The organism is Pseudomonas sp. NY15364 (genome assembly GCF_048068235.1).
Taxonomy (GTDB): domain Bacteria; phylum Pseudomonadota; class Gammaproteobacteria; order Pseudomonadales; family Pseudomonadaceae; genus Aquipseudomonas; species Aquipseudomonas mendocina_D.
The window spans coordinates 25,916-50,354 of the sequence record NZ_JBLUPX010000010.1 but is presented as its reverse complement, the minus strand read 5'-3'; the positions used below and the strand labels follow the sequence as shown (position 1 = coordinate 50,354).

Below are 24,439 nucleotides of genomic sequence, written 5' to 3'. Positions count from 1 at the left end.
GATGGCGTAGTTGCTGGTGTGCGTCGATGTGGGCGATGAGCCTGTTTGGTGCGCCGACAGCGCCTGCATTGGAACTATTGTGTACAATTTATGCGTAAAGTGTTTTATATTCGACCTGCATGCTATCCTGCGATTGCGTCGGAGCATTGCGACGAGCCGATTTCAACAGAGTAGAGGAGGTGTGGTGTTCGTAGGGCGCCAGGCGCCGCGGGCATCCGAGACCCATGGGACGTTTGACTACACATGTACTGGATGCCGCACACGGCTGCCCGGGGAGTGACATCAAGGTCGAGCTGTATCGCGTCGAAGGCGCGCAGCTGGAGCTGATCAACAGCGTTACCACCAACCACGACGGCCGTTGCGATGTGCCGGTTTTGCAGGGTGATGACTACCGCACGGGCGTCTACCAGCTGCACTTCCACGCCGGCGACTACTACCGCGCCCGTGGCGTGAAACTGCCTGATACGGCCTTCCTCGACGTGGTCGTCCTGCGTTTCGGCATCGATGCCGGCCAGGAGCATTACCACGTGCCGCTGCTGATTTCCCCTTACAGCTACTCCACCTACCGCGGTAGCTGAGTGACTGGCAGGCCTGCTGCCTGCCAGACGAATGCTTGTCACCCTCAGACTCGTTTGAGTCCTTACGCCCGCTCACACTGCGGGCTTTTTTCGCCTGTATTTCGGGGGGCTGTTGCTGGGTTAGCCATCACACGGCCCATCGATGGGGCGCCTATTAAGAACGGCGTGATGGGCGGCGTAGGGTGCGCCAAGGGCCACTAGCGTGTGGCGATCCAGATCAGCAGGCCGGCCTGAAACAGGCTGAACGCCACCAGGCAGGTGATGGTGAAGCGCAGGCCGCTGTCCTCGCGCTTTAGGCGTTCGAGCCGATCTTCCAGTTTGCGCAGTTTGACGTCCTGCTCCTGCAGCGTCTGGTCGGCCTGCTGCAGCATCGCGGCAGCATCCAGTAACTCGATGATCTGCACCTTCTCGGCATGCCAGTCGCCGTGCAGAGAGCTGACCCGTGGCGCGCTGTAGAACGGCTTGAGCTGCAACGGGTCGCTGTACTCGATGGTGAAACCCTGCGCTTTCAGCGCGTGGTCACGCCGGGCGCGGGCCGCTTCGTTGAAGTTGTCCTTGGTCGGCAGGGCGCCGCCCTCGACCTGGTAGTGCGCGTATTGCTTGCGCGCCCAGGCGATGCCTTGGGCCATGAGAAAACGCCCCAGGCCGCGGTTGGCGGGCTCCACGCTGAGGCCCTTGTCCGGGCCGAAGCGAACCTCCTTGCGCTGATGGTCGGCCCAGACTTCCAGCAGGTTGGTCTGCCGATGCAGGCGTTGGCCTGGCACCTGGATGGTTAGGCGCAGCAGGCTGGTGTCCTTGGCGTGGCGCTCCACGCGGCCGAGCTGAACGAAGCGTAGCGGTCGCGGCCCGGTCTCCCGGTCGACCGGCAGTGGCGCCAGGCGCAGCAGGCTGAACTGCTCGGCTGGCAGGTCAGTCCAGGGATGCGGCGCGGCGGGCGTCTCGCCTGCGACTGCGTCGGCGGCTTGCGCCTCCGGGGCTGGGTTTTCGCTCATGGGCGTCCTGTGTACTGTTTGGTGGCCTTCGATGCGTTATCGGCCATTTTCCTCAGCACTGGAGCGAATAAAGGACACGATCCGTTCGCCCAGCGCACGGGCCAAGGGTAGCTGCGGATCGTCGTAGGACGCTAGCTGTTCGTTCCAGGGCGCCGGGGTGATGCGCATCACGTGGTTCATGCTGGGAATCAACGCCAGCTTGGCATCGGGCTTGGCCTGCTTGAGTACCTCGGCGTTGTCCGGGCTGACCTGGGCGTCGTGGGTGCCCTGCACGATCAAGGCGGGTATCTGCAGCGCGGCGAAGTTTTCCGCCGGGTCCTGGCGCAGCAGGCTGATCAGGTAGGGCTGCACGCTGGGGCGATAGATCGCTTGTAGTTCCTTGGGCACCTTGGGCTGCAGCTTGCCGCGGATCAGGTTGGCGAGGATGTGCCGGCTCTCGTCCAGCAACGGCGGTGGCAGGCGCATGGCCAGTTGCATGTCCAGCACCTGGCCGATCGGGTAGGCGGGGCCGGCGATGGATACCAGAGCACTGGCCTGGCTGCCAGGTGCGGCCAGGCTGGCGATCAGCGCGCCCTCGCTGTGACCGATAAGAATCAGTCGATCAAAACGCGGATCGTCCCTTAGCAGACTGGCCCAGCCTTCGACATCGGCGACGTAGCGCTCGACGCTGAGGTCTTTCTCATCCGGTGTGGCGGCGCGGCTGGCGGCCACGCCGCGTTTGTCATAGCGCAGGCTGGCGATGCCATTGCGCGCCAGGACCTGGGCCAGCTTTTTCAATGCATCGTTATGGCCACCCTCTGGGTTGTTGCCGTCGCGGTCGGTGGGGCCGGAGCCGGCGATCAGCAGCGCCACCGGCACCGGTTTGTCGCTTTGCGGCACCAGCAGGCTGCCGTACAGGGTGCCCTGGTCGGTGTCGAAGCTGATGGGCAGTTGTCGGGTGGTGTTGGCCTGGGCCAGGCCGGTGATCAGGGTGAGGGACAAGAGCAGGGCTCGTAGCATGATGAGGGTAGGGTAGTGGCAGACTGGTATTGGACGCGTTCGGTTGGACAAGGTTCGGGGTGAACTGCAAGTAGGTGGCAGGTATACTCGCCCACCTTGTGAATCGGGCCTGCGCAGTGGCAGGCCGATGCTGAATCTCGCGGAGTGTCTTCCCATGTCCGGCAATACCTACGGCAAGCTGTTCACCGTCACCACCGCTGGCGAAAGCCATGGCCCGGCGCTGGTCGCCATCGTCGACGGTTGCCCGCCGGGTGTCGAGATTTCTCTGGAAGACCTGCAGCGTGACCTCGATCGCCGCAAGCCGGGCACCAGCCGCCACACCACGCAGCGTCAGGAAGCCGACGAGGTGGAGATTCTCTCCGGCGTGTTCGAGGGCAAGACCACCGGCTGCTCCATCGGCCTGCTGATCCGCAACACTGACCAGAAGTCCAAGGACTACTCGGCGATCAAGGACCTGTTCCGCCCAGCCCATGCCGACTACACCTACTACCACAAATACGGCCTGCGCGATTACCGTGGCGGTGGCCGCAGCTCGGCGCGCGAAACCGCCATGCGTGTGGCAGCCGGTGCCATCGCCAAGAAGTTCCTGGTCAGCCAGGGCATCGTCATCCGTGGCTACATGAGCCAGCTCGGCCCCATCGAAATTCCGTTCAAGACCTGGGATTCGGTGGAAGAGAACGCCTTCTTCAGCCCCGACCCGGACAAGGTGCCGGAGCTGGAGGCCTACATGGATCAACTGCGCCGTGACCAGGATTCGGTCGGCGCGAAGATCACCGTGGTCGCCGAAGGTGTGATGCCGGGTCTGGGCGAGCCAATCTTCGACCGCCTCGATGCCGAACTGGCCCATGCGCTGATGAGCATCAACGCGGTCAAGGGCGTGGAGATCGGCGCCGGCTTCGCCTGCGTCGCCCAACGCGGCACTGAGCACCGCGACGAGCTGACCCCGGAGGGTTTCCTCTCCAACAACGCTGGCGGCATCCTCGGCGGCATCTCCAGCGGCCAGCCGATCGTCGCTCACCTGGCGCTTAAACCTACCTCCAGCATCACCACGCCGGGGCGCTCCATTGATGTCGATGGCAACCCGGTGGACGTGATCACCAAGGGCCGTCACGACCCCTGCGTGGGCATTCGTGCCACACCGATTGCCGAGGCCATGATGGCCATCGTGCTGATGGATCATCTGCTGCGCCATCGTGGGCAGAATGCCGACGTGCGCGTCACCACGCCGGTGCTGCCGCAGCTGTGATCCGGGCGGCGGCATGAGCGGGGCACTGCCGTACTGGCGGCTGTCCGGCTTTTACTTCTTCTACTTCGCTCTGCTTGGGGGTACGGCACCGTTCCTGGCGCTGTACTTCGACCATCTGGGCTTTTCCCCGGCGCGGATCGGCGAGCTGATCGCCATTCCCATGCTGATGCGCTGCCTGGCACCGAACCTGTGGGGCTGGCTGGGTGACCACACCGGTCAGCGCCTGTTGATCGTGCGTTTCGGCGCGCTGTGCACTCTGGTCTGCTTCGCCGGCATCTTCTTCAGTCAAAGCTACGCCTGGCTGGCGTTGATCATGGCCACTCACGCCTTTTTCTGGCACGCGGTGCTGCCGCAGTTCGAGGTCATCACCCTGGCTCATCTGCGCGAGCAGGCGGCGCGTTACAGCCAGATTCGCCTGTGGGGCAGCATCGGTTTCATCGTCGCCGTGGTCGGCCTCGGCCTGCTGTTCGAATGGCTGAGCCTGGACGCTTACCCGGCAGCGCTGCTGGTGATCATGGCCGGCATCGTCGCCAGCAGTTTGTGGGTGCCCAATGCACAGCCTGTGCTGCGTCCGAGCACGCTGGAGTCGGATGGTTTTCTGCGCCAGTTGCGCCGCCCCGGCATCCTCGCGTTCTACGTCAGTGTTGGGTTGATGCAGTTGAGCAATGGCCCGTACTATACCTTCCTCACCCTGCACCTGGAGGGCGTCGGCTACAGCCGCGGCGCCATCGGCCTGTTCTGGGCGTTGGGCGTGGTGGCGGAGATTCTGCTGTTCCTGGTCATGGCGCGGCTGCTGCAGCGTTACTCGCTGCGCACCGTGTTGCTGGCGAGCTTCCTGATCACCGCCGTGCGCTGGCTGCTGCTGGGCAACCTGGCCCAGTACCTGCCGGTGCTGTTGCTGGCGCAGTGCATGCACGCCGCCACTTTTGGTGCTTTCCATGCCGCCTGCATTCACTTCGTACAGCGTAGTTTCGCCGATCGCCAGCAGGGCCAGGCCCAGGCGCTGTATGTCAGCCTGGCCGGCATCGGCGGTGCATTGGGCGCGCTGTATGCCGGTTACAGCTGGAAGAGCCTGGGCCCGGCCTGGACCTTCGCCATCGCCAGTCTGGTAGCCTTGCTAGCCGCCTTCATCATTGCCACCCGTCTGCCGCCCGAGCGGCCCTGAATCGAGTGAACCCTTCATGAGCAGCCTCGCCGTCTACCAGCACACCTCCCCGGAACTGCCGAACAAGATACTGAACCACGCCGACGACATTGCCAGCACCCTGGCGGCGGTAGGCATCGATTATTGCCAGGTGGAGCTGCCGGCTGCGTTGCGCCCCGGCTGTGAGCAGGCCGAGTTCGACGCGGCCTATGGTCTGTGGCTGCAGGCGTTCATGGGCAAGGAAGGCTATGTGCAGCAGGAGCTGTTCAACCTGCAGCGCAACCATCCGCAGAAACTGGAGTTGCGTGCGCGTCATCTGGATGAGCAGTCGCAATCGACGGCCAGTGCCTGGTTGTTCCTCGGTGGCTTCGCCCAGCTTAGCCTGCACCTCGACGATCACGTCTACATGCTGCAGGGCGAGAAGGGCGACCTGCTGTCGCTGCCAGCGGGTACCCGCTACTGGTTCGACCTAGGGGAGGAACCGCATGCGCTGGTGGTACGCCTGAGCGCCAGCGAGGACGCACCTGTGCGCACCGACGACGATATCGCCAGCCGATTTGCCAGGCTCGGTGACTAAGGGAACCCGCGCCGGTGGCCAGCTATCCTATGAAGGTAACCTTTCAGACAGGAGTGTCGTCATGGGTTCTACCTTCAATGGCCTGATTGGCCTGGTCATCCTCGCCCTGGATATCTGGGCCATCATCAACGTGATCAAGAGCAGCGCCGAGACCGGGATCAAGATCCTGTGGATTCTGCTGATCGTGCTGTTGCCGGTAATCGGCCTGATCATCTGGGCGCTGATGGGGCCGCGCGGCAACGTCAGGCTCTGAGCGGCGCTGGCTTATAGCGCCAACTGCGCCTGCGCTGGCTGCAATACGCCTTCCAACTCCAGCAATTGCTGCTTGCGCGGCAGCCCGCCGGCGTAACCGGTGAGGCTGCCGTCACGGCCGATCACCCGGTGGCAGGGCACGATGATGGAGATCGGGTTGGCGCCATTGGCGGTTCCCACCGCGCGTACTGCCTGTGGTTTGCCGATGACATTGGCCAGCTCCGAGTAGCTGCAGGTGCGGCCATAGGGAATGGCTTGCAGCGCCTGCCAGACCGATTGCTGGAATGCCGTGCCCTTCGGCGTAAGACGCAGTTCGAACTGACGGCGCTTACCGGTAAAGTACTCATCGAGCTGGCTGCATACGGCATCCAGTTCGCGACCGGCGGGCTGCCAGTCTTCCTCGATACGCCAGGGGCGGCTGTCCAGTTCCATCAGGAGTAGTTGCAGGCCGTTTTCATCGGCCGCGAGAAGCAGTGGGCCAACAGGGCTGTCGTGATGGCGGTAATGCATGGTTCAGCCTCCCGAATAGTTGTGCCAAAGATGCGCCGCCGCATAAGCGCGCCACGGACGCCAGGCCTCGGCGTGAGCCTTGAGGCGCCGTGCGTCGATACCTTCCGCTCCCCACACTGGCGCCTTGAGCAACCCCAGGTCACTCGCGGGAAAAGCGTCGGCCTCACCGAACGCGCGCAGGGCGATGTACTCCGCTGTCCACGGGCCAATGCCAGGCAGGGCGCACAATCGCTCGATCAGTGCCAGGCTGCCTTCTTCCAGATCAAGCTTCAGGCTGCCATCGGCGATGCGCGCGGCGAAGTGCTGCAGGCATTGCACACGCTTGCCGGGCATGCCGATGCCGGTCAGATCGGCCTCGGCAAGCGCCTGCGGCGACGGGAACAGATGGCTGATGCCCAGCGTTTCCGGCGTCTCGATCGACGTGCCGACACGCTGTACCAGACGCCCGACGATGGTGACCGCCGCCTTGACCGTGACCTGCTGGCCGACGATGGCGCGCACCGCCTGTTCGAACGGATCGAACGCCACCGGAAGACGCAGGCCGGGATTGCGCAGTAACAGCGGCGCGAGCAGTTCGTCAGCGCTCAGATGCAGGGCAATCGCCTCGGGCTCGCTATCGAGATCGAACATGCGCCGCACGCGCTGTTCGAGTTGATCCAGATGCGCGGGCGAGGCCAGGCGACAGCGCAGTTCCAGCGCGTTCTGCCCTGGCAACGGGGCAACTCGAAACCAGCCGGGGGTTCCGTCCATGCTAAAGCCGCGGCTGTAGCTGTCCGCGCTCAGTGACTCCAGCCCAGGAATCGCACGCAAGGCAAAGTGGCTATGGAACTGTTGCCAGTCCCAGGGCGGTTGGTAGGGCAGAAGCAGCGTGATGATGTTCATGGCTGGCACCCTAGCGCGGCGTTTGCGGCTTGTCAGCGCGAAGATGACTTTCAAACTCTGAAGGCCTGGCCGGTGCGTATGGCGCACCCTACATGAAGCGCGTATCGGAGGGCCAAGGTTCGGACGGATGAGCTTTTGGTAGGGTGCGCCGCGCGCACCAGGGACACCGCAAACCCTTAGGTGCCACGTTGATAACGCCCCGGTGTAATGCCTTTCCAGCGCTTGAAGGCGTGGATGAAGTTCGACAGCTCGCCATACCCAAGTCGTTCGGCAATCTCTTCCAGACTCAGACCGCCGGCGGCCAGCAGCTCTTCGGCCAGCGCCTGGCGCACCTCGTCCTGCAGGGCGCGGAAGCTGGTTCCTTCTTCGATCAGGCGCCGGCGCAGGGTGCGGCTGCTCAGGTGCAGGCGCTCTGCGACCTGTTCCATATCGGCGATCTGCCCCGGCGACTGCAACAGCAACTGGCGCACGCGTCCGGCCACACCCTGATGCCATTGATGGCGCGCCAGCAATGCCTGGCATTGCTGCTCGCAGGCGCTGACCAGTTGCGGGTTGGCCCGTGGCAGTGGGTTGTCCAGCAACTCGGCGGCGAAGCCCATGCGATTGTACGCCGCGCCAAAGCGTGGCACCTGGCCGAAGGCTGTGATGAACGGCGCTGTATCGGCCGGTGCGGCTTGGCGCAGTTCCACGTCCAGCAGCCGCAGCGTGCTGCCGAGCAATTCACGCACGACCACCAGGGCGCCGACCATGTCGCGCTGCACGATGAAATCATGCAGCGCCGGGGGCAGGGCGCTGTCGTCGAAACTCAGGCTGGCGACGGCATCCTCCACGATCAGGCTGATGCGGGTGAAGGCGTACGTCAGGCCGTGATAGCGCAGGCCCAGCTCGGCCGCCTGGCGCACCGTGGCGCTGCTGAGAATGGCGTAACCCCAGGCCCCGTAGGTGGTCAGGTGGTAGCGCCTACCGGCCTGCAGGCCGAGATCTTCGACTGCGGGTAGTGCCTCGATCAGGTTGGCAATCAACTGCAGCTCACGCTGCGCCTCGATCTCCCCGTTCAGGCTGGCCAACTGCACCGGGCTGAGCCCTGTTTGATGCAGGCACCTGTCCAGGCTCAGACCCAGATCGAGCCCCAGCTGGGTAAGCAGCTGAATGCTGGTGATACTGCGGCGTGCAGGCCAGGGAGATGACATAGATTGTCCGAAAATCACAATATCCTGGCCGACTATGCCATAACCCGGGCAGGGCGAGGCAAGTAGCATCAGCTCATCGTCATACACGGGTCATCACAATGAATAACAATCCCCGTACGAACGCACCTTGGCGCGTGTTGATCATCGGCAGCGGCTTTGCCGGTCTGGGTTTGGTCATGCAGTTGCGCAAGGCCGGCGAGGACGATTTCCTGTTGCTCGAGAAGGCTGGTGAGGTCGGCGGTACCTGGCGCGACAATAGCTACCCGGGCGCCGCCTGCGATGTGCCTTCGCACCTGTATTCCTTTTCCTTCGAGCCCAAGTACAACTGGTCGCGCAAGTTCGCGCCGCAGGCGGAAATCCACGCCTACATCCTGCAATGCGTGGAGAAATACCGGCTGCGTCCGCACATCCGCCTGAACAGCGAAGTGCTCGGCGCCGAGTTCGATGCCGCGCGCGGTATCTGGCGTGTCGAGCTGGCAGGGGGCGAAGTGATCGAGGCGCAGGCGCTGATCAGTGCCTGCGGCCAGCTCAATCGGCCGGCTTACCCGAAACTGCCCGGGCTGGAACATTTCCGCGGCGAGGCCTTTCACTCGGCGCGCTGGCGGCACGACGTCGATCTGACCGGCAAGCGCGTGGCGGTGATCGGCACCGGCGCTTCGGCGATCCAGTTCGTGCCACAGATCCAGCCCAAGGTGGCCAGCCTGAGCCTGTTCCAACGCTCGGCTGCCTATGTGCTGGCCAAGCCGGATCGTCCCTACCGCACTTGGGAGATGACCCTGAAGCGCCGTTTGCCGTTGTGGCAGCGCGCCGACCGCCTCCTGCAATACCTGCATCACGAGGGCCGGGCGCTGGCCTTCATCCGTTTTCCCTGGCTGATGCGCCTGTTTCGCCACAGCTTCACCCGTCATATGCAGCGGCAGATGCCCGATGCTGGCAAGCGTGAGCGGTTGCAGCCGAACTACCCCATGGGTTGTAAACGTATCCTGATCAGCAACGACTACTTCCCGGCGCTGGCGCAGGCCAATGTCGAGATCGTCGACGCGGCGATTCGGGAGGTGCGCGAGCATTCCCTGGTGACGGCCGATGGTCGTGAGCATCCCTGCGATGTGCTGATCTACGGCACCGGTTTCACCGCCACCGACTTCCTCGCGCCGATGCGCATTCGCGGCCTCGACGGGCTGGAGCTCAATCAGGCCTGGAAGGAGGGCGCCGAGGCCTACAAGGGCATCAGCGTCAGCGGTTTCCCCAACCTGTTCCTGCTCTACGGGCCGAACACCAACCTCGGCCACAACTCCATTCTGTATATGCTCGAAAGCCAGTACGCCTACGTGCTGGGCTGCCTGCAGGTGCTGCGCGAGCAGCAGCTGCGTTATCTCGATCTGCGCCCGACGGTGCAACGGCACTACAACGCGGAGTTGCAACAGGCGACCCATCGAACGATATGGGAACAGGGCTGTGACAGCTGGTACAAGACCGCTACCGGCAAGAACACCAACAACTGGCCGGGTTTCACCTTCACCTATCGCCTCATGACCCGTACTCCGGAGCTTGCCGACTATGACTGCGTCCGCTGATTTCAAAGCCCCAGCCGCCGAGCAGATGTTGCTGCGCGGCCTGTTGCGCGGTTTTCTGCGTCTGTTCTTTCGCGGTCTGGTGCGGCCACCGATGCCCGTGCCGGCGCAGCGCCGCATATTGCGCGCACTCACCGCCATCACCCTGACGCCGCGTGGAGTCAGCCGCAGCGTCGCGACCCTGGCCGGACGCCGCTGTGAATGGCATCGACCGCCAGCCAGCAGTGGCAGCGTGCTGCTCTATCTGCACGGTGGCGCCTTCATGATCGGTGGGCCGGACACGCACCGGGGCATCTGCGCCAGCCTGGCCAAACGCGCTGCTCTGGAGGTCTGTGCGCTGGATTATCGCCTGGCACCGGAGCAGCCCTATCCCGCAGCGCGCGAAGACGTGGTGGCGGCTTACCAGGCGCTGCTGGACGCCGGTTATAGACCCGAACAGATCGCCATTGGCGGCGACTCGGCCGGCGGCAACCTGAGTCTGGTCGGCTGCCTGCGCATCATCGAACTCGGTCTGCCGGCGCCTGCCGCCCTGGTGTGTTTCTCGCCGGTCACCGACTTCACCGGTGAGCAGATGCACGAACCGCCGGCCGGAGATCCGCTGCTCCACCCCAGCTGGATCGAACAGGCTGCGCAGCTGTATTGCCCGGCCGACCTGCCGCGCAATGATCCGCGCCTGTCGACGCTGTTCGCTGACCTCAGTCAACTGCCGCCGACGCTGATCCAGGTGGGCGAAGACGAGTTGCTGCTGAACGACAGTCTGCGCCTGGCCAAGCGCGCCGAGGCGGCCGGAGTGGATGTGCGTCTGGAGCGTTATCCGGGGCTGTGGCACGTCTTTCAGGCGCATGTCGGCATGTTGCGCGCTGCGGATTACGCCATCGACCGTGTGGTGGCCTTTCTTCGTGAGCGGGGTGTGTGATGAACAACATGCTCATCAGCGGCGCTGCATCCGGGATTGGCGCCGCCACAGCGCGGCTGTTTCACGCACGGGGCTGGCGCGTCGGTTTGCTCGATGTCGATGAAGGGGCGCTGGCCGCATTGGCCGCTGAGCTGGGTGGTGCATGGCACGCCCCGCTGGATGTGGTCGATGCCGCGGCAGTACAGGCAGCTGTGGCCGAATTCTGCACGCAAGGTGGCGGCCAGTTGCGCCTGCTGTTCAATGGTGCCGGCGTCTTGCGTACCGGCGCCTTTGTCGACATCGAACTGGAGCAGCACACGCGCCTGGTTCAGATCAATGTGCTCGGCGTGCTCAACCTCTGCCATGCGGCCTTTGCCTACCTCAAGGCTACGCCAGGGGCGCAGGTGATCAACATGGGGTCGGCCTCGGCACTCTACGGCGTACCGCAGCTGGCCAGCTACTCGGCCAGCAAGTTCGCTGTACGCGGACTGACCGAGGCGCTGGAGCTGGAGTGGCGCGAGCACGGCATTCGCGTCGGTGACCTCATGCCGCCGTTCGTCGACACGCCGATGGTGCGCAGCCAGGCGCAGCGTCCAGCGGTGATGCAGCGTCTGGGCGTACGCCTGGAGGCCGAGCAGATCGCCGCAGCGGCTTGGAAGCAGGCTCACGCCAGCGCCGTGCATCGCCCGGTGGGGTTGCAGTTCGGTGTGTTGTTCAATCTTGGGCAGATCACGCCCGGCTGGATCAACAGGCTATTGATGGCCTGGCTCAGTCGTTCATGAGTTCCGGCAAGGCGTTCAGGCTGGCCAATTGCCGTCGGTCGTCGGCTTTGTCACAAAGGCTTTCTGGGCGACGCCAATCTTGCGTTTAGCGGCTACTCTTGAGGTGACGGTTTTCAGCCCGGCGTTCTGTCGGGCAGTCGTCGATACGCTTGCAGTAGACACATCGAGCACCAGCTCGATTCTCGGGGCGGCACCACTTGGGTGCTTCTGTAAACGCAGGGCGTTTTCAGAGGTTTCCGGTAGAGGCCGCGACACCGTCTGTAGGACGGTCGCATTGGGAAAGCGGTTAATCCATCCATAGCCTGAGAGGGGGTCGTTTATGAGCACAGCCTTCCACGAAGACTCCAGCACATCGGTGCTGCGTCGGATGAAAGAAGGGGGATTCGACTTCGCCCAGTTTCACCCGATCGAGTTCTACGCCATCTTTCCCGACGAAGAACGGGCCAGAACGGCGGCCAGAAACTTTCGCGGCGAGTCGCTCAACGCTCAGATATCCGCCCGTGAGGACGGCATCTGGCACCTGCAAATCAGCAAAGTGATGTATGCCACCCATGCCGGTATCGGCGAGTTCGAACATGACCTGGAGTCCATCGTCGTCCCGCTGGGCGGCAAGATGGATGGTTGGGGCGTTACCCAGGAGGTGAAAGCGTCAGCCATGCGTTAGGGAAACACTGAAAAAGTTGTCATGCCCGCGCGGGCGGGCATCCAGAACCAGCGAATTATCTGGGCTCCCGCCTTCGCGGGAGTGACGATAGCTGGCTTTTTCAGGACATCCTCAAATGTGGATGCAGCGGCGTCCATCAGCTCAGACTATCGGCCGGCTGTCCGGCCGATGGCTTCAACTCCCAGCCCACCTCGACTTGCCAATCCTTCTCGCGCAGACTGCGCGGCGGAGGTAGCTATGGCCGATGTTCTGATCCTGACTCATATCGATTATTGCCCGCCAGCCCATCTGGCGCAGGTGCTGCAGGCGCGTGGCTGCAGTTTCGACGTGCTGCGCGTCGATCTGGGTGAACTGCACGGTTACGACCTAGAGCGGCCCAAGGCGGTCGCCGTGATGGGCGGGCCGATGAGCGTCAATGACCCGCTGCCCTGGATCGCCGACGAAGTGGCTGCGTTGCAGCGCTTTATCGAGCGCGACATTCCCATCATTGGTCACTGCCTGGGCGGCCAGCTGCTGGCCAAGGCACTGGGTGCCAACATCCGTCGCATGCCCTACACCGAAGCGGGCTGGCAGCACATGCAACGTCGTGCAGAAGCTGTCGATAGCCCCTGGCTGGCGCATTTGCCTGCAGCGTTCAGCATCTTCCAGTGGCACGGCGACACCTTCTCTCTGCCTGACGGCGCCCAGCCTCTGCTGAGCAGCCGCTGGTGCGACAATCAGGCCTTTGCCTGGGGTGACAAGGTGCTGGCGCTGCAGGGCCACCCGGAGATGACCGAAGATCTGATCGCACTCTGGCTAGACGACTGGGCGCATCTGCTCGATGCCGGCCAGCCCAGCCAGCAGAGCATCGCCGAGATGCGTGACGACCTGAGTGGGAAGGTCAGGGCATTGAACCGGGTTGCCGAAGGTTTCTACGCATACTGGCTGAAACTGGCTGGCCTTTGAGCCAGGAGAGGGCGAGGTGCCATCGGCACTTGGCCGCAGCTCAAAGCTCGTCAGGGATCAACGCCAGCAGATCGGTCACACCCACATCCACGCCCGCCTGGGTCAACAGCGTCGTAGCCTGACCGCGGTGATGCGTCTGGTGGTTGAACAGGTGTATCAGCAGGGCGAAGAAGTGCTTTTGCGCGGCCACACCCTTCATGTTGCGGTAGCTCAGCGGCTGATCCAGCTGCTCTTCGCCCCTCTCGGCGGCCAGGGCTTCGATGTAACTGTCCAGCTGCTTGCGTAGCGCAGTCAGTTCGCGGATGTTTGCCGCTATCAGCTGATCCAGGCGCGTCGGCATTTCCAGCTTTGCGAGCGCCTGCAATGCTCGGAAGTTCGCCGGATGCGCGGTGTAGCGCCCCAGCCAGATCCGGTCGGCTACCAACAGATGATTGAGCGTGCCGAGGATCGAGCCGAAGAACGCACCACGCTCGGCACTCAGCGCTTCGTCGGGCAGAGTGGAAGCAGCAGCGTAGAGCCGTTCGTTCATCCAGCTGTTGTAGCGTGCCATCAGGCGGATATGGTCGATTCTCTGCATGGCCAGTACCTGTTCTTGTTCTTTCAGAAATGCTCATCGGCAATAGCCGGTAGCACCAGCTCACGCACGTAACTGGCATCGGACAGACTCACTAGCGTTCGAACCAGAGCGACGACATCGTGCAGTGGAATCAGCTGACCTTCGCCATTTTGTGCCGCCTGTACGGGAATGACGGTTGCAGCAGGGGGCTACGGATTCGAGGGCCGACTACTGGCCGTCCGGCTCCGACCATACGGCAAACTGGTTGCCGCCCGGTTCGACGAAGTGAAAGCGTCTCGGCAAGTGGCAGTTACGCGAAAGCGGGGGACTCTTGGGAAGGGCGTAGGGAGATCGCGAGCAAGCTCGCTCCTACAAAAAACGGGGCGGGGAGGAGAGGAGGCGCAGCGGTGAGCCGCTGCGCCTTTTGTTTCAACGGTTGAAGCGTTCGACCAGTGCGTATTGACCCTGTGCGGTTTTGGTCAGGGCTTCGCTGAGTTTGGCGGTGCTTTGCGCTTCGCCTGCGGTCTGGTCGGCCAGTTGGGCGATGGTGGTGATGTTCTGGTTGATCTCGTCGGCCACGGCGCTTTGTTCTTCGGCTGCCGCGGCGATCTGGTTGGCCATGTCGGCGATGTTGGCGACCGAGTCACTGATACCGGACAGCGCCTGATCGGCTTTGAGAACGCGTTCGACGCCTTCGTCGGCCTGTTTGCGGCCGATTTCCATGGTCAGTACGGCCTCTTCGGCAGTACGTTGCAGTTTGGCGATCAGGCCGTGAATCTGTTCTGTGGATTCGGCGGTGCGCTGGGCGAGGGAACGAACCTCGTCGGCCACCACGGCGAAGCCGCGGCCCATTTCACCGGCGCGTGCGGCTTCGATGGCGGCGTTGAGGGCGAGCAGGTTGGTCTGATCGGCAATGCCCTTGATCACGTCGACCACACCGCCGATTTCGTTGCTGTCCTGGGCCAGGCGGGTCACGGTTTCGCCGGTATCACCCACCGATTGCGACAGGCGCTGGATGGCTTCGCGGGTTTCTGCGGCGATGGTGCGGCCTTCGCCAGTCAGGCGGTTGGCCTCCTGGGTGGCGATGGCGGTACGGGCTACGTTGCTGGCCACTTCCAGGGTGGTGGCAGCCATTTCGTTGACTGCCGTGGCGACCTGTTCGGTCTCCTGGCGCTGGCGCTCGAGACCGGCCGAGCTGTTGTGCGCCAGCTTGTCGGCTTCACGCGCCTGCTGGGTTAGTTGTTCGGCGGTGTCCTGCAGGCGGGTGAGGCAGGTTTTCAGGCGCGCTTCCTGGCTGAGCATGGCCATTTCCAGGCGTGCTTCGGCGCCGCGGCTGTCGGTGTACATCTGCGCGATCAGCGGGTCGGAGGTGGTTTGCTCGGCGAGGCGCAGCAGACGTTTGACACCGCGCGTCTGCCAGGCGATGCCAGCCAGACCCAGCGGCACGGAGAGCACGGCAGCGAGGATGAAACCCCAGTTGCTGCCCATCCAGTGGCCGATCATGAAGCCGATCTGGCTGACCAGGATGAAGGGCATCCACGCCTGCACGATGGGCAGCCAGTGATTGCTGGCCGGTACGGCCGATTTGCCGGCGTTGAGGCGGGCGTACAGCGTTTCGGCGCGGCGCACCTGCTCGGCTGTCGGTTTGATACGGACGGATTCGTAGCCGACAACCTGGTTGTTTTCGGTCACGGGCGTGACGTAGGCGTTGACCCAGTAGTGGTCGCCGTTCTTGCAGCGGTTCTTGACGATGCCCATCCACGGGCGGCCCTTCTTCAGGGTCGTCCACATGTGCTCGAACACGGCGGACGGCACGTCAGGGTGACGCACGATGTTGTGTGGCGCGCGCAGCAGTTCTTCGCGCGTGAAGCCGCTGACTTCGACGAAGGCGTCGTTGCAGTAGCTGATTTGTCCTTTGAGGTCGGTGGTGGATATCAGGCGTTGTTGTGCAGGAAAGGTGCGCTCACGCTGAGTGACCGGCTGGTTGTTACGCATGGCAGGTATCCGTCGTTGTAATGCCCCTGTCATCGGCCGCCGAGCGGCAAAGTTGAGGGCTGAATCCGTTTTCGCGAGTGTAATCACTTTTTGAATGACGTCACATTTTTGTCGCGACGTCGGCCATCCCTGGCCAGACGGAAGTTGGCATGCCCGGCTACCGCGGTAGCCGGGCGGGTGTGTCAGCTGGCGATCATCTGCCGGAGCACGTAATGCAGGATGCCACCGGCCTTGAAGTACTCGACTTCGTTGAGGGTGTCGATGCGGCAGAGCACTTCGACTTCCTCGTGCTGGCCGTCTTCGCGGGTGATGATCAGCGTCAGTGGCATCTGCGGGCGTAGCTCCACGCCTTCCAGCCCTTCGATGGCCAGCACTTCCTTGCCGGTGAGTTTAAGGCTGTTGCGGTCGGTACCGGGATTGAACTGCAGCGGCAGCACGCCCATGCCCACCAGGTTGGAGCGGTGGATGCGCTCGAAGCTCTCGGCGATCACCGCCTTGACCCCCAGCAGGTTGGTGCCCTTGGCCGCCCAGTCGCGGCTGGAACCGGTGCCGTATTCCTTGCCGGCGATGATCACCAGCGGCGTGCCTTCGGCCTGGTAGCGCATGGCGGCGTCATAGATCGCCAGCTTCTCGCCGCTGGGAATGTGCAGGGTGTTGCCGCCTTCTTCGCCGCCGAGCATTTCGTTGCGGATGCGGATATTGGCGAAGGTGCCGCGCATCATCACTTCGTGGTTGCCGCGGCGTGAACCGTAGGAGTTGAAGTCGGCCTTGTCCACGCCATGCTCGCGCAGGTAGCGTCCGGCCGGGCTGTCGGCCTTGATGTTGCCGGCCGGCGAGATGTGGTCGGTGGTCACCGAGTCGCCGAGCAGGGCGAGGATGCGTGCCTTGCGGATATCGGTGATACGTGGCGGGTCGCCGGCGATGTCCTCGAAGAACGGCGGATGCTGGATATAGGTGGAGTCGCCCTGCCAGGCATAGGTGTCGGCCTTGGGCACGTCTATCGCCTGCCATTTCTCGTCGCCGGCGAAAACCTCGGCGTATTCCTTGCGGAACATGGCGGTGTCGACCTGAGCGATGGCCTGGGCGATCTCGCTTTGGGTCGGCCAGATGTCCTTGAGGTAGACCGGTTGGCCGTCCTTGCCGGTGCCGAGAGCGTCGCGGGTCAGGTCGATGCGCACGCTGCCGGCCAGCGCGTAGGCCACCACCAGGGGCGGCGAGGCCAGCCAGTTGGTTTTCACCAGCGGATGCACGCGGCCTTCGAAGTTGCGGTTGCCGGAGAGCACCGAGGCGACGGTCAGGTCGGCCTGGGTGATGGCTTTCTCGATCGGCTCGCGCAGCGGCCCGGAGTTGCCGATGCAGGTGGTGCAGCCGTAGCCCACCAGGTCGAAGCCGAGTTTCTCCAGGTAGGGCGTCAGGCCTGCGGCATTGAAGTACTCGGTGACCACCTTGGAGCCGGGGGCCAGCGAGCTCTTCACCCAGGGCTGGCGCTGCAGGCCTTTCTCCACGGCCTTCTTGGCCAGCAGGCCGGCGGCCATCATCACGCTGGGGTTGGAGGTGTTAGTGCAGGAGGTGATGGCGGCGATCACCACGGCGCCGTCTTTCAGGCGATGGGTATGGCCGTCGTCCTCATAGTCGATTTCGCCGCTCTGCTTGTCGCCACCGACGGCGGTTCCGCCGCCGCCTTCGCTGAGCAGGCGACCCTCTTCCTTGGCGGTGGGCTTGAGCTGCAGGCCGATGAAGTCGTCGAAGGCCTGGCTGACCTGGCCCAGCGAGACGCGGTCCTGCGGGCGCTTGGGTCCGGCCAGGCTGGCTTCTACACTGCCCATGTCCAGGCTCAGGCTGTCGGTGAACAGCGGCTCGTCGCCTGGTTCGCGCCACAGGCTCTGGGCCTTGCTGTAGGCCTCGACCAGTTGCACGGTGGCATCCGGGCGGCCGGACAGGCGCAGGTAGCCAAGGGTGATCTCGTCCACCGGGAAGAAACCGCAGGTGGCGCCGTATTCCGGCGCCATGTTGGCGATGGTGGCGCGGTCGGCCAGGGGCAGGTCGGCCAGGCCGTCGCCGTAGAACTCGACGAATTTGCCCACCACGCCTTTCTTGCGCAGCATCTGGGTGACGGTTAGTACCAGGTCGGTGGCGGTGATGCCTTCTTTCAGCTTGCCGGTGAGCTTGAAGCCGATGACCTCGGGAATCAGCATCGACACCGGCTGGCCGAGCATTGCCGCCTCCGCCTCGATGCCGCCGACGCCCCAGCCGAGCACGCCGAGGCCGTTGATCATGGTGGTGTGCGAGTCGGTGCCGACCAGGGTGTCGGGGTAGGCGAGGGTGACGCCGTCTTCCTCCTTGGTCCACACGGTGCGCGCCAGGTACTCGAGGTTGACCTGGTGGCAGATGCCGGTGCCCGGCGGTACCACGCTGAAATTGTCGAAGGCGTGCTGGCCCCAGCGGAGGAAGGCGTAGCGCTCGCCGTTGCGCTGCATTTCCAGCTCGACGTTGTCGTGGAAGGCGCTGGAGGAGGCGTAGCGATCGACCATCACCGAGTGGTCGATGACCAGGTCCACCGGTGACAGCGGGTTGATCCGCTGCGGATCGCCACCGGTCTTGGCCATGGCGTCGCGCATGGCGGCCAGGTCCACCACCGCCGGCACGCCAGTGAAGTCCTGCATCAGCACGCGCGCCGGGCGGTACTGAATCTCGCGGTCGGAGGCGCGCTTGTCCAGCCAGTCGACCATGGCTTGCAGGTCCTGCGGCTGTACGGTCTTGCCGTCTTCGTTGCGCAGCAGGTTTTCCAGCAGCACCTTGAGCGACTTGGGCAAGCGGTCGTTGTTGCCGAGGCGTTGGGCGGCTTCTGGCAGGCTGAAATAGTGGTAGGTGGTGTCGCCGACGTGCAGTTCGCGGCGGCAGTTCAGGCTATCGAGGGAGGGCATTGCACATCTCCTTGGGCCCGCACGGTTCGGGCTGTGTCTGATGGCGGCAGACCTTCAAGCTAGTTCGGCTTGGGCAGTCTGGCTAGCGCATATCCTTTCGGTTGTTATGCGCTGCCTGTCTGTTGCGACGACGCGGGGCGGTCCGTAGCTATAGACAGCGCATATGTAGCTGGACAGGTTTAGCGGCTCGGGGTTCCGGTCTCGGGTATCATGCGCGCCTCGAGGAGACCCTTTGATGAATACCCTGTTTCTGCATTGCCGCCCCGGTTTCGAGGGGGAGGTTTGCGCCGAGATCACCGACCTTGCGGCGCGCCTGGATGTGCCGGGCTACTCCAGGGCCAAGCCCGGCAGCGCCTGCGCCGAGTTCGTCTGCGGCGAGGCGGCGGACTGCGAGCGGCTGATGCGCAGCGTGCGTTTCAATCAGCTGATCTTCCCGCGGCAGTGGGCGCGTGGTGCTTTCGTCAGCCTTCCGGAAAGCGACCGTATCAGCGTGTTGCTGGAGGCGCTGGCCGATTACCCAGTATGCGGCAGCCTGTGGTTGGAAGTGGTGGATACCAACGGGGGCAAGGAAGTCTCGACCTTCTGCAAGAAGTTCGAAGCGCCGCTGCGCAAGGCGCTGCTCAAGGCCGGCAAGCTGGTGGACGACGCGAAAAAGCCGCGCCTGCTGCTGACCTTCAAGAGCGGCCGCGAGGTGTTCGCCGGCGTCGCCGAGGCGGACAACCAGGCGATGTGGCCCATGGGCATTCCGCGTCTGAAGTTCCCGCGCGAGGCGCCGAGCCGCTCCACGCTCAAGCTGGAAGAGGCTTGGCACCATTTCATCCCGCGCGAGCAGTGGGATCAGCGCCTGGCGCCGGGCATGACCGCCGTCGACCTGGGCGCGGCCCCCGGTGGCTGGACCTGGCAGCTGGTCAATCGGGAAATTCGCGTCACCGCCGTGGACAACGGGCCGATGGCCGAAAGCCTGATGTATTCCGGTTTCGTCGTGCACCAGCGCGCCGATGGCTTCACCTTCCGCCCGCGCCATCCGGTGCACTGGATGGTTTGCGATATCGTCGAGAAGCCGGCGCGCACGGCGGCGATGATCGAGACCTGGCTGGGCGAAGGGCTGTGCCGCGAGGCGGTGGTCAATCTTAAGCTGCCGATGAAGCAGCGCTATGCCGAAGTGCGGCGCCTGCTCGATCGCATCGAATCCGGGTTGGCCGAGCGCGGTCTGAAGGTCAGCATTGGCTGCAAGCAGCTGTATCACGACCGTGAAGAAGTGACCTGCCATCTGCGTCGGCACGGCAAGTGATGGTCTGCGCGTAGGTGACCTGAAGGTCAGCTTTGCGCGACAATGTGTGCCTGTCTGTGGAGCCCCTTATGTCCGAAGCCCTGACCCTCAATCACGATGACCTGCTCGACGCCAGCGGCCTGAATTGCCCTGAGCCGGTGATGATGCTGCACAACAAGGTGCGCGATCTTTCGCCGGGCGGCCTGCTCAAGGTGATCGCCACCGATCCCTCCACCCGCCGTGATATTCCCAAGTTTTGCGTGTTTCTCGGTCACGAGCTGCTCGGTCAGGCCGAAGAAGACGGCACCTACCTGTACTGGATTCGCAAGAAGGCCGACTAGCAGGCTGTTGAAAAACTACCTGCGTTGCCATTGCTGCGTTAAAAACAGGCTCAAAATGCTCATTTACAACTCGTAAACTGCGCTTTTTCGCCTGTTTTTGCCTTGCACTGGCTGCCTCGCCTACGTTTTTCAACGGCCTGCTAGACAGTTATCTCGTAGGGCGGGTGCAACCCGCCAAATAGCGGATGCTGTTGGTCGCGATGGCGGGTTACACCCGCCCTGCGGTTTGCTAGCTTTCGCTGCTCCATCCCGCCTGCCCTGGCGCCAGGTCGCAGCTGTTCAGTAGTGTTTGCCAAGCCTTGACGTGACGCGCCGTGGCGGCGCGGAAATCCTGCCATAACGAATCCTGCTCGCCGGCCAGCCGCTGCAGGTGCTCGCGGGTGGCGGAGGGAATGCCGTCGATGCGCTGCAATTGCAGCAGCGCCGCCTGCCACTGCTGGCCGCGCTGGTCGACCTGTGCCAGATAAGGCTGCAGGCCGCCGGCGTAGAACTTGACGAAGATGTTCTGCAGGATGCGCCCGCGCGGCGTCGCCTGGCCCAGTGGGCAAAGGGGGCGGTCCTGCTGGCGTTGCTCCAGCATCTCGCTGCCAGCGTCGAGGTTGTGGCGCAGGCTGGCCAGGCTGGTGATCAACTGGCTGCCCTGTTCGCTGGCATAGAGGGCGAAGAACAGCGGCTCCAGCTCGTCAGTACTCGGCGGCAGCTGTGCAGGCAAACCGGCGCCGATGCTGGCCAGTCGCTGCAATGCGTCCAGTGCGGCGCTGTCTTCCAGCGTATCCACCGGCAAGGCCTGATCGGCAAAACGCAGATAGTTCTCGAACTCCGGGCTGCCGTTCAGGGCATTCCAAAACACCGCTTGCAGTTGCTGGCGCTTGTCGCTGGCCAGGCGTTGCAGCGTGGCCTTCAGTCTGGAATCTTCCTGCAGATGGGGCAGGCAGGCATCGATGGCTCGCAGCAGATCGCCTTCGTAGCCCAGGCGCTGGCTGGGCATCAACTGTTTGCCCAGGCTGCTGTTGCGTTGGCTGATCAACTGCTGCAAATGAGGACAGCGCCGCGCATCGATCACCAGATCGAGCAGGCCGATACGCAGCTCGGGAATCTCGCTAAGCCGCTCACGCCGCGCCGGCAGGCGGTACTGGCTGACACTGCGATTGTCGAAGGCGTTGACGTCAGCAGTATCGAGTGAGCGTTGCAGGCGTTGCAGGTAATCGCTCTGCAGGGCCAGGCCGTCGTTGGCCGGGCTGCATGCAGCGAGCAGAAGCAGGCAGAGGAGCAGGGCTGGTCGAATCATGCGCTCAGTCTAGAGCTGATCTCCTGCCTATCCAATGCCTCAGGCGGCCCGGCGAATGCGCTTGCGTGCGCTGCGCGCCAGGCGCACGGTGAGCATCGCGGCAGCGCAGGTCAGCCCGACCACCAGCCCCTGCCACAGGCCACTGGGGCCGCTGGGTTCGCCGAACAGGTCGGACAGCCCCAGCGCATACCCCACCGGCAGGCCTATGCCCCAGTAGGCGAACAGGGTCAGCAGCATGGTGATGCGCGTGTCCTGGTAGCCGCGCAGCGCGCCGGCCGCGGTCACCTGAATGGCATCGGAGAACTGGAACAGCGCCGCATAGACGATCAGTGTTGCCGCCACGGCGATCACCGTTTGGTCCGGCGTGTAGATCTGCGCGATCTGTTCGCGCAGCAGGAACATCAGGCTGGCCGATACGCAGGCATAGCCCAGCGCTGCCGCCATGCTCACCCCGGCGGCGAAGCGCGCCTCGCGCGGCTGACCACGGCCCAGCGCCTGGCCGACGCGCACGGTGGCGGCCATGGCCAGCGAGTAGGGGATCATGAACACCATGGAGCTGAAGTTGAGCGCGATCTGGTGCCCGGCCACCACGGTAGCGCCAAGGCCGCCGATCAGCAGAGCGATCACCGCGAAGATGCTCGACTCGGCGAACACCGCGATGCCGATCGGGACGCCAATGCTCAGCAGGCGTTTGATCACCGTCCACTGCGGCCATTCGAAGTAGGTGAACAGCGCGCTGCTGCGGTAGTAGGGCGCCCACTTCACCCAGACCAGCATGCCGATCAGCATGAAGCCCATCACCAGCGCGGTTGCCCAGCCGCAGCCAACGCCACCCATGGCCGGCAGGCCGAACTTGCCGTAGATGAAGATGTAGTTGGCAGGAATGTTCAGCAGCAGGCCGATAATGCCCAGAACCATGGCCGGGCGGGTGTGACCAAGGCCGTCGCTGAAACAGCGCAGCACGTGATACAGCGCCACCGCCGGGAAACCCAGGGCCACAGCGCGCAAATAGCCCATCGCCGGAGTGATCAGCGCCGGGTCGACATTCATGATGCGCAGGATGAATTCGGCGTTCCACAGCAGGGCGGCGGCACCGCCACCGACTGCCAGCGCCAGCCACAGCGCCTGACGCACCAGTGGGCCGATGGCGGCTTCCTCGCCGGCGCCGAAGCGCTGCGCCACCTTGGGGGTGGTGGCCAGCAGGATGCCGGTCATCAGCAGGAACACCGGCACCCAGATCGAGTTGCCCAGTGCCACGGCTGCCAGATCCTGCGGGCTGACGCGCCCGGCCATCAGCGTGTCGACGAAGCCCATGGCGGTGTGCGCTAACTGAGCGATGATGATGGGGGTGGCCAGGAGCAAGAGGCTGCGCAGCTCCGTGCGCACGCGGCCAAGACGGCTGTCGGTGGACATTTCGACTCTTCGGGATAACAGGAAACCGCGTAGTCTACGCCTTGACGTAGCGGTCAGGAAAGTTCGATTTGCCCTTCTGTCTGGCGGCCTGTGGGCCTAAAGTGCCGGCTGATTTAGCAGGCTGTTGAAAAGCGTAGGCGAGGCAGCCAGTGCAAGGCAAAAACAGTCGAAAAAGCGCAGTTTACGTGCTGTAAATGAGCATTTTGAGGCTGTTTTTAACGTAGCAATGGCAACGCAGGTAGTTTTTCAACGGACTGTTAGAATGGCGACCTACCTGATGGAGCCCAACATGCACATAGTCGCCGACGAAAACATTCCCCTGCTCGATGAGTTCTTCGCCGCGTTCGGCAGCATCCGTCGCCTGTCGGGGCGCGGCATCACAGCGACCGATGTGCGTGATGCCGATTTGTTGCTGGTGCGTTCGGTGACGCAGGTGAATCGCGCCTTGCTCGAAGGCAGCCGGGTGCGCTTCGTCGGCACCTGCACCATCGGCACCGACCATCTGGATCTCGATTACTTCGCCGAGGCTGGCATCGCCTGGAGCAGTGCGCCTGGTTGCAATGCCCGTGGCGTGGTGGATTACGTGCTGGGCAGCGTGCTGACTCTTGCCGAGCGTGAGGGCGTCGATCCGGCGGCGCGGATTTATGGCGTGGTCGGGGCGGGGCAGGTTGGCGGGCGTCTGGTCAATTTGCTGCATGGTCTCGGTTGGCAGGTACGGGTATGCGACCCGCCGCGCCAGGCCGCAGAGGGAGGCGACTTCGTCAGCCTGGAGCAGATCATCGACGAATGCGATGTGATCAGCCTGCACACGCCGCTGGACGCTTCGACGCGCCATCTGTTCGATACGACGCGGCTGGCCGCACTCAAACCCGGCACCTGGTTGATCAACGCCAGTCGTGGCGCCGTGGTCGATAACGCCGCGCTACGCAGCTTGCTGCCACAGCGGCCTGATCTGAAGGCGGTACTGGACGTCTGGGAAGGCGAGCCGCAGGCCGATATCGAGCTGGCCGCCCTGTGCCAATTGGCGACGCCGCATATTGCCGGCTACAGCCTGGACGGCAAGTTGCGCGGTACAGCGCAGATCTACCAGGCCTGCTGTCGGGCGTTGGGCGTGGCTGAGCAGGTGAGTCTGGCCGATCTGCTGCCGGCGCCCTGGTTGAGTGAGCTGAGCATCGACGGCAGCGCCGATCCTGCCTGGGCGCTGGCCAGTATTTGCCGCTCGGTGTACGACCCACGCCGCGACGATGCGGATTTTCGCCGTAGTCTGGTCGGCGGTGCCGATGCCCGTCGCGCCGGCTTCGACCGCCTGCGCAAGCATTACCCCATGCGCCGCGAAATCGATGGTCTGCATGTGCGCATCCAGGGTGACTCATTACCACTGGCCGCGCTGGTGCGAGCCCTGGGCGCGACCCTTGTGTAGGGTGC

At 63.8% G+C, this 24,439-nt stretch carries 23 protein-coding genes and 1 pseudogene; 13 read left to right on the top strand and 11 right to left on the bottom strand.

From position 1 onward, the window contains the following. Positions 1 to 224 precede the first annotated feature (224 nt). Complete coding sequence (gene uraH, locus ACNFCJ_RS10900) at positions 225 to 578, top strand: hydroxyisourate hydrolase (protein ID WP_416771307.1); 354 nt, start codon at positions 225 to 227, stop codon at positions 576 to 578. 197 nt (positions 579 to 775) lie between these two features. On the opposite strand, the gene ACNFCJ_RS10895 is transcribed toward uraH, so the two are convergent. Both ACNFCJ_RS10895 and ACNFCJ_RS10890 read right to left on the bottom strand, forming a co-directional pair. Then, complete coding sequence (locus tag ACNFCJ_RS10895) at positions 776 to 1,570, bottom strand: hypothetical protein (protein ID WP_416771306.1); 795 nt, start codon at positions 1,568 to 1,570, stop codon at positions 776 to 778. 36 nt (positions 1,571 to 1,606) lie between these two features. After that, a complete protein-coding gene (locus ACNFCJ_RS10890) occupies positions 1,607 to 2,569 on the bottom strand; it encodes an alpha/beta hydrolase (protein ID WP_416771304.1) in 963 nt (320 codons plus the stop codon). 154 nt (positions 2,570 to 2,723) lie between these two features. Here ACNFCJ_RS10890 and aroC point away from each other — a divergent pair, with 154 nt between their 5' ends. The 4 genes from aroC to ACNFCJ_RS10870 all read left to right on the top strand — a co-directional run bounded on the left by aroC (position 2,724) and on the right by ACNFCJ_RS10870 (position 5,789). Then, the gene (gene aroC, locus ACNFCJ_RS10885; RefSeq protein WP_416771302.1) at positions 2,724 to 3,815 is read left to right on the top strand and encodes a chorismate synthase; all 1,092 of its coding nucleotides are present in this window, start codon (positions 2,724 to 2,726) and stop codon (positions 3,813 to 3,815) included. A 13-nt stretch (positions 3,816 to 3,828) separates the two neighbouring features. Then, positions 3,829 to 4,980, top strand: a complete 1,152-nt coding sequence (locus tag ACNFCJ_RS10880; RefSeq protein WP_416771301.1) for an MFS transporter — start codon at positions 3,829 to 3,831, stop codon at positions 4,978 to 4,980. A 16-nt stretch (positions 4,981 to 4,996) separates the two neighbouring features. Beyond that, positions 4,997 to 5,536, top strand: coding sequence for an acireductone dioxygenase (locus ACNFCJ_RS10875; RefSeq protein ID WP_416771299.1), 540 nt, complete (start codon positions 4,997 to 4,999; stop codon positions 5,534 to 5,536). Between the two features lie 61 nt (positions 5,537 to 5,597). Further along, on the top strand, positions 5,598 to 5,789 hold the full coding sequence (locus tag ACNFCJ_RS10870) for a PLDc N-terminal domain-containing protein (RefSeq protein ID WP_416771298.1): 192 nt from the start codon (positions 5,598 to 5,600) through the stop codon (positions 5,787 to 5,789). An 11-nt stretch (positions 5,790 to 5,800) separates the two neighbouring features. On the opposite strand, the gene ACNFCJ_RS10865 is transcribed toward ACNFCJ_RS10870, so the two are convergent. The 3 genes from ACNFCJ_RS10865 to ACNFCJ_RS10855 form a co-directional block, all read right to left on the bottom strand. Then, positions 5,801 to 6,298: a methylated-DNA--[protein]-cysteine S-methyltransferase gene (locus tag ACNFCJ_RS10865; protein ID WP_416771297.1), complete on the bottom strand. Its 498-nt coding sequence runs from the start codon at positions 6,296 to 6,298 to the stop codon at positions 5,801 to 5,803. 3 nt (positions 6,299 to 6,301) lie between these two features. Then, positions 6,302 to 7,180, bottom strand: coding sequence for a DNA-3-methyladenine glycosylase family protein (locus tag ACNFCJ_RS10860; RefSeq protein ID WP_416771296.1), 879 nt, complete (start codon positions 7,178 to 7,180; stop codon positions 6,302 to 6,304). A 176-nt stretch (positions 7,181 to 7,356) separates the two neighbouring features. Then, the gene (locus ACNFCJ_RS10855; protein WP_416771295.1) at positions 7,357 to 8,370 is read right to left on the bottom strand and encodes an AraC family transcriptional regulator; all 1,014 of its coding nucleotides are present in this window, start codon (positions 8,368 to 8,370) and stop codon (positions 7,357 to 7,359) included. A gap of 98 nt (positions 8,371 to 8,468) precedes the next feature. Here ACNFCJ_RS10855 and ACNFCJ_RS10850 point away from each other — a divergent pair, with 98 nt between their 5' ends. The 5 genes from ACNFCJ_RS10850 to ACNFCJ_RS10830 all read left to right on the top strand — a co-directional run bounded on the left by ACNFCJ_RS10850 (position 8,469) and on the right by ACNFCJ_RS10830 (position 13,227). Further along, positions 8,469 to 9,944, top strand: a complete 1,476-nt coding sequence (locus ACNFCJ_RS10850) for a flavin-containing monooxygenase (protein ID WP_416771293.1) — start codon at positions 8,469 to 8,471, stop codon at positions 9,942 to 9,944. Next, positions 9,928 to 10,857, top strand: a complete 930-nt coding sequence (locus ACNFCJ_RS10845; RefSeq protein WP_416771291.1) for an alpha/beta hydrolase — start codon at positions 9,928 to 9,930, stop codon at positions 10,855 to 10,857. Before ACNFCJ_RS10850 ends, ACNFCJ_RS10845 begins: the two co-directional genes overlap by 17 nt. Continuing rightward, positions 10,857 to 11,618: an SDR family oxidoreductase gene (locus tag ACNFCJ_RS10840; protein WP_416771289.1), complete on the top strand. Its 762-nt coding sequence runs from the start codon at positions 10,857 to 10,859 to the stop codon at positions 11,616 to 11,618. The genes ACNFCJ_RS10845 and ACNFCJ_RS10840 overlap by 1 nt, the downstream gene beginning before the upstream one ends. Positions 11,619 to 11,937: 319 nt before the next feature. Beyond that, a complete protein-coding gene (locus tag ACNFCJ_RS10835) occupies positions 11,938 to 12,282 on the top strand; it encodes a ribonuclease E inhibitor RraB (protein WP_017679242.1) in 345 nt (114 codons plus the stop codon). Positions 12,283 to 12,519: 237 nt separating this feature from the next. After that, positions 12,520 to 13,227, top strand: a complete 708-nt coding sequence (locus ACNFCJ_RS10830) for a type 1 glutamine amidotransferase (protein WP_416771288.1) — start codon at positions 12,520 to 12,522, stop codon at positions 13,225 to 13,227. Between the two features lie 40 nt (positions 13,228 to 13,267). Here ACNFCJ_RS10830 and ACNFCJ_RS10825 read toward each other — a convergent pair whose 3' ends face one another. From ACNFCJ_RS10825 to acnA, 4 genes and pseudogenes are all read right to left on the bottom strand, one after another. After that, positions 13,268 to 13,804, bottom strand: a complete 537-nt coding sequence (locus tag ACNFCJ_RS10825) for a DinB family protein (protein WP_416771286.1) — start codon at positions 13,802 to 13,804, stop codon at positions 13,268 to 13,270. Positions 13,805 to 13,827: 23 nt separating this feature from the next. Next, positions 13,828 to 13,965: pseudogene (locus ACNFCJ_RS10820) on the bottom strand (SDR family NAD(P)-dependent oxidoreductase); the annotation flags it as partial. A gap of 247 nt (positions 13,966 to 14,212) precedes the next feature. Next, positions 14,213 to 15,778 carry a PAS domain-containing methyl-accepting chemotaxis protein gene (locus ACNFCJ_RS10815; RefSeq protein WP_416771285.1) on the bottom strand — a complete coding sequence of 522 codons (1,566 nt, stop codon included), beginning with the start codon at positions 15,776 to 15,778 and terminating at the stop codon, positions 14,213 to 14,215. Between the two features lie 182 nt (positions 15,779 to 15,960). Further along, positions 15,961 to 18,702, bottom strand: a complete 2,742-nt coding sequence (gene acnA / locus ACNFCJ_RS10810; protein ID WP_416771284.1) for an aconitate hydratase AcnA — start codon at positions 18,700 to 18,702, stop codon at positions 15,961 to 15,963. Between the two features lie 235 nt (positions 18,703 to 18,937). On the opposite strand from acnA, the gene rlmM reads away from it, so the two are divergent. Together rlmM and tusA are read left to right on the top strand one after the other, a co-directional pair. Beyond that, positions 18,938 to 19,993: a 23S rRNA (cytidine(2498)-2'-O)-methyltransferase RlmM gene (gene rlmM / locus ACNFCJ_RS10805; protein WP_416771282.1), complete on the top strand. Its 1,056-nt coding sequence runs from the start codon at positions 18,938 to 18,940 to the stop codon at positions 19,991 to 19,993. A gap of 68 nt (positions 19,994 to 20,061) precedes the next feature. Continuing rightward, positions 20,062 to 20,313, top strand: coding sequence for a sulfurtransferase TusA (gene tusA / locus ACNFCJ_RS10800; protein WP_003460892.1), 252 nt, complete (start codon positions 20,062 to 20,064; stop codon positions 20,311 to 20,313). A gap of 229 nt (positions 20,314 to 20,542) precedes the next feature. Here the strand turns inward: tusA and ACNFCJ_RS10795 are convergent, their stop codons facing one another. Both ACNFCJ_RS10795 and ACNFCJ_RS10790 read right to left on the bottom strand, forming a co-directional pair. Continuing rightward, positions 20,543 to 21,601 (bottom strand): DUF3080 domain-containing protein, encoded by a 1,059-nt coding sequence (locus ACNFCJ_RS10795; RefSeq protein WP_416771281.1) that lies wholly within the window; start codon positions 21,599 to 21,601, stop codon positions 20,543 to 20,545. Positions 21,602 to 21,640: 39 nt separating this feature from the next. Then, entirely contained in the window at positions 21,641 to 23,014 is a 1,374-nt protein-coding gene (locus tag ACNFCJ_RS10790; RefSeq protein WP_416771279.1) for an MATE family efflux transporter, read from the bottom strand. 289 nt (positions 23,015 to 23,303) lie between these two features. Here ACNFCJ_RS10790 and pdxB point away from each other — a divergent pair, with 289 nt between their 5' ends. Then, positions 23,304 to 24,434, top strand: a complete 1,131-nt coding sequence (gene pdxB, locus ACNFCJ_RS10785; protein WP_416771277.1) for a 4-phosphoerythronate dehydrogenase PdxB — start codon at positions 23,304 to 23,306, stop codon at positions 24,432 to 24,434. Positions 24,435 to 24,439: the final 5 nt, after the last annotated feature.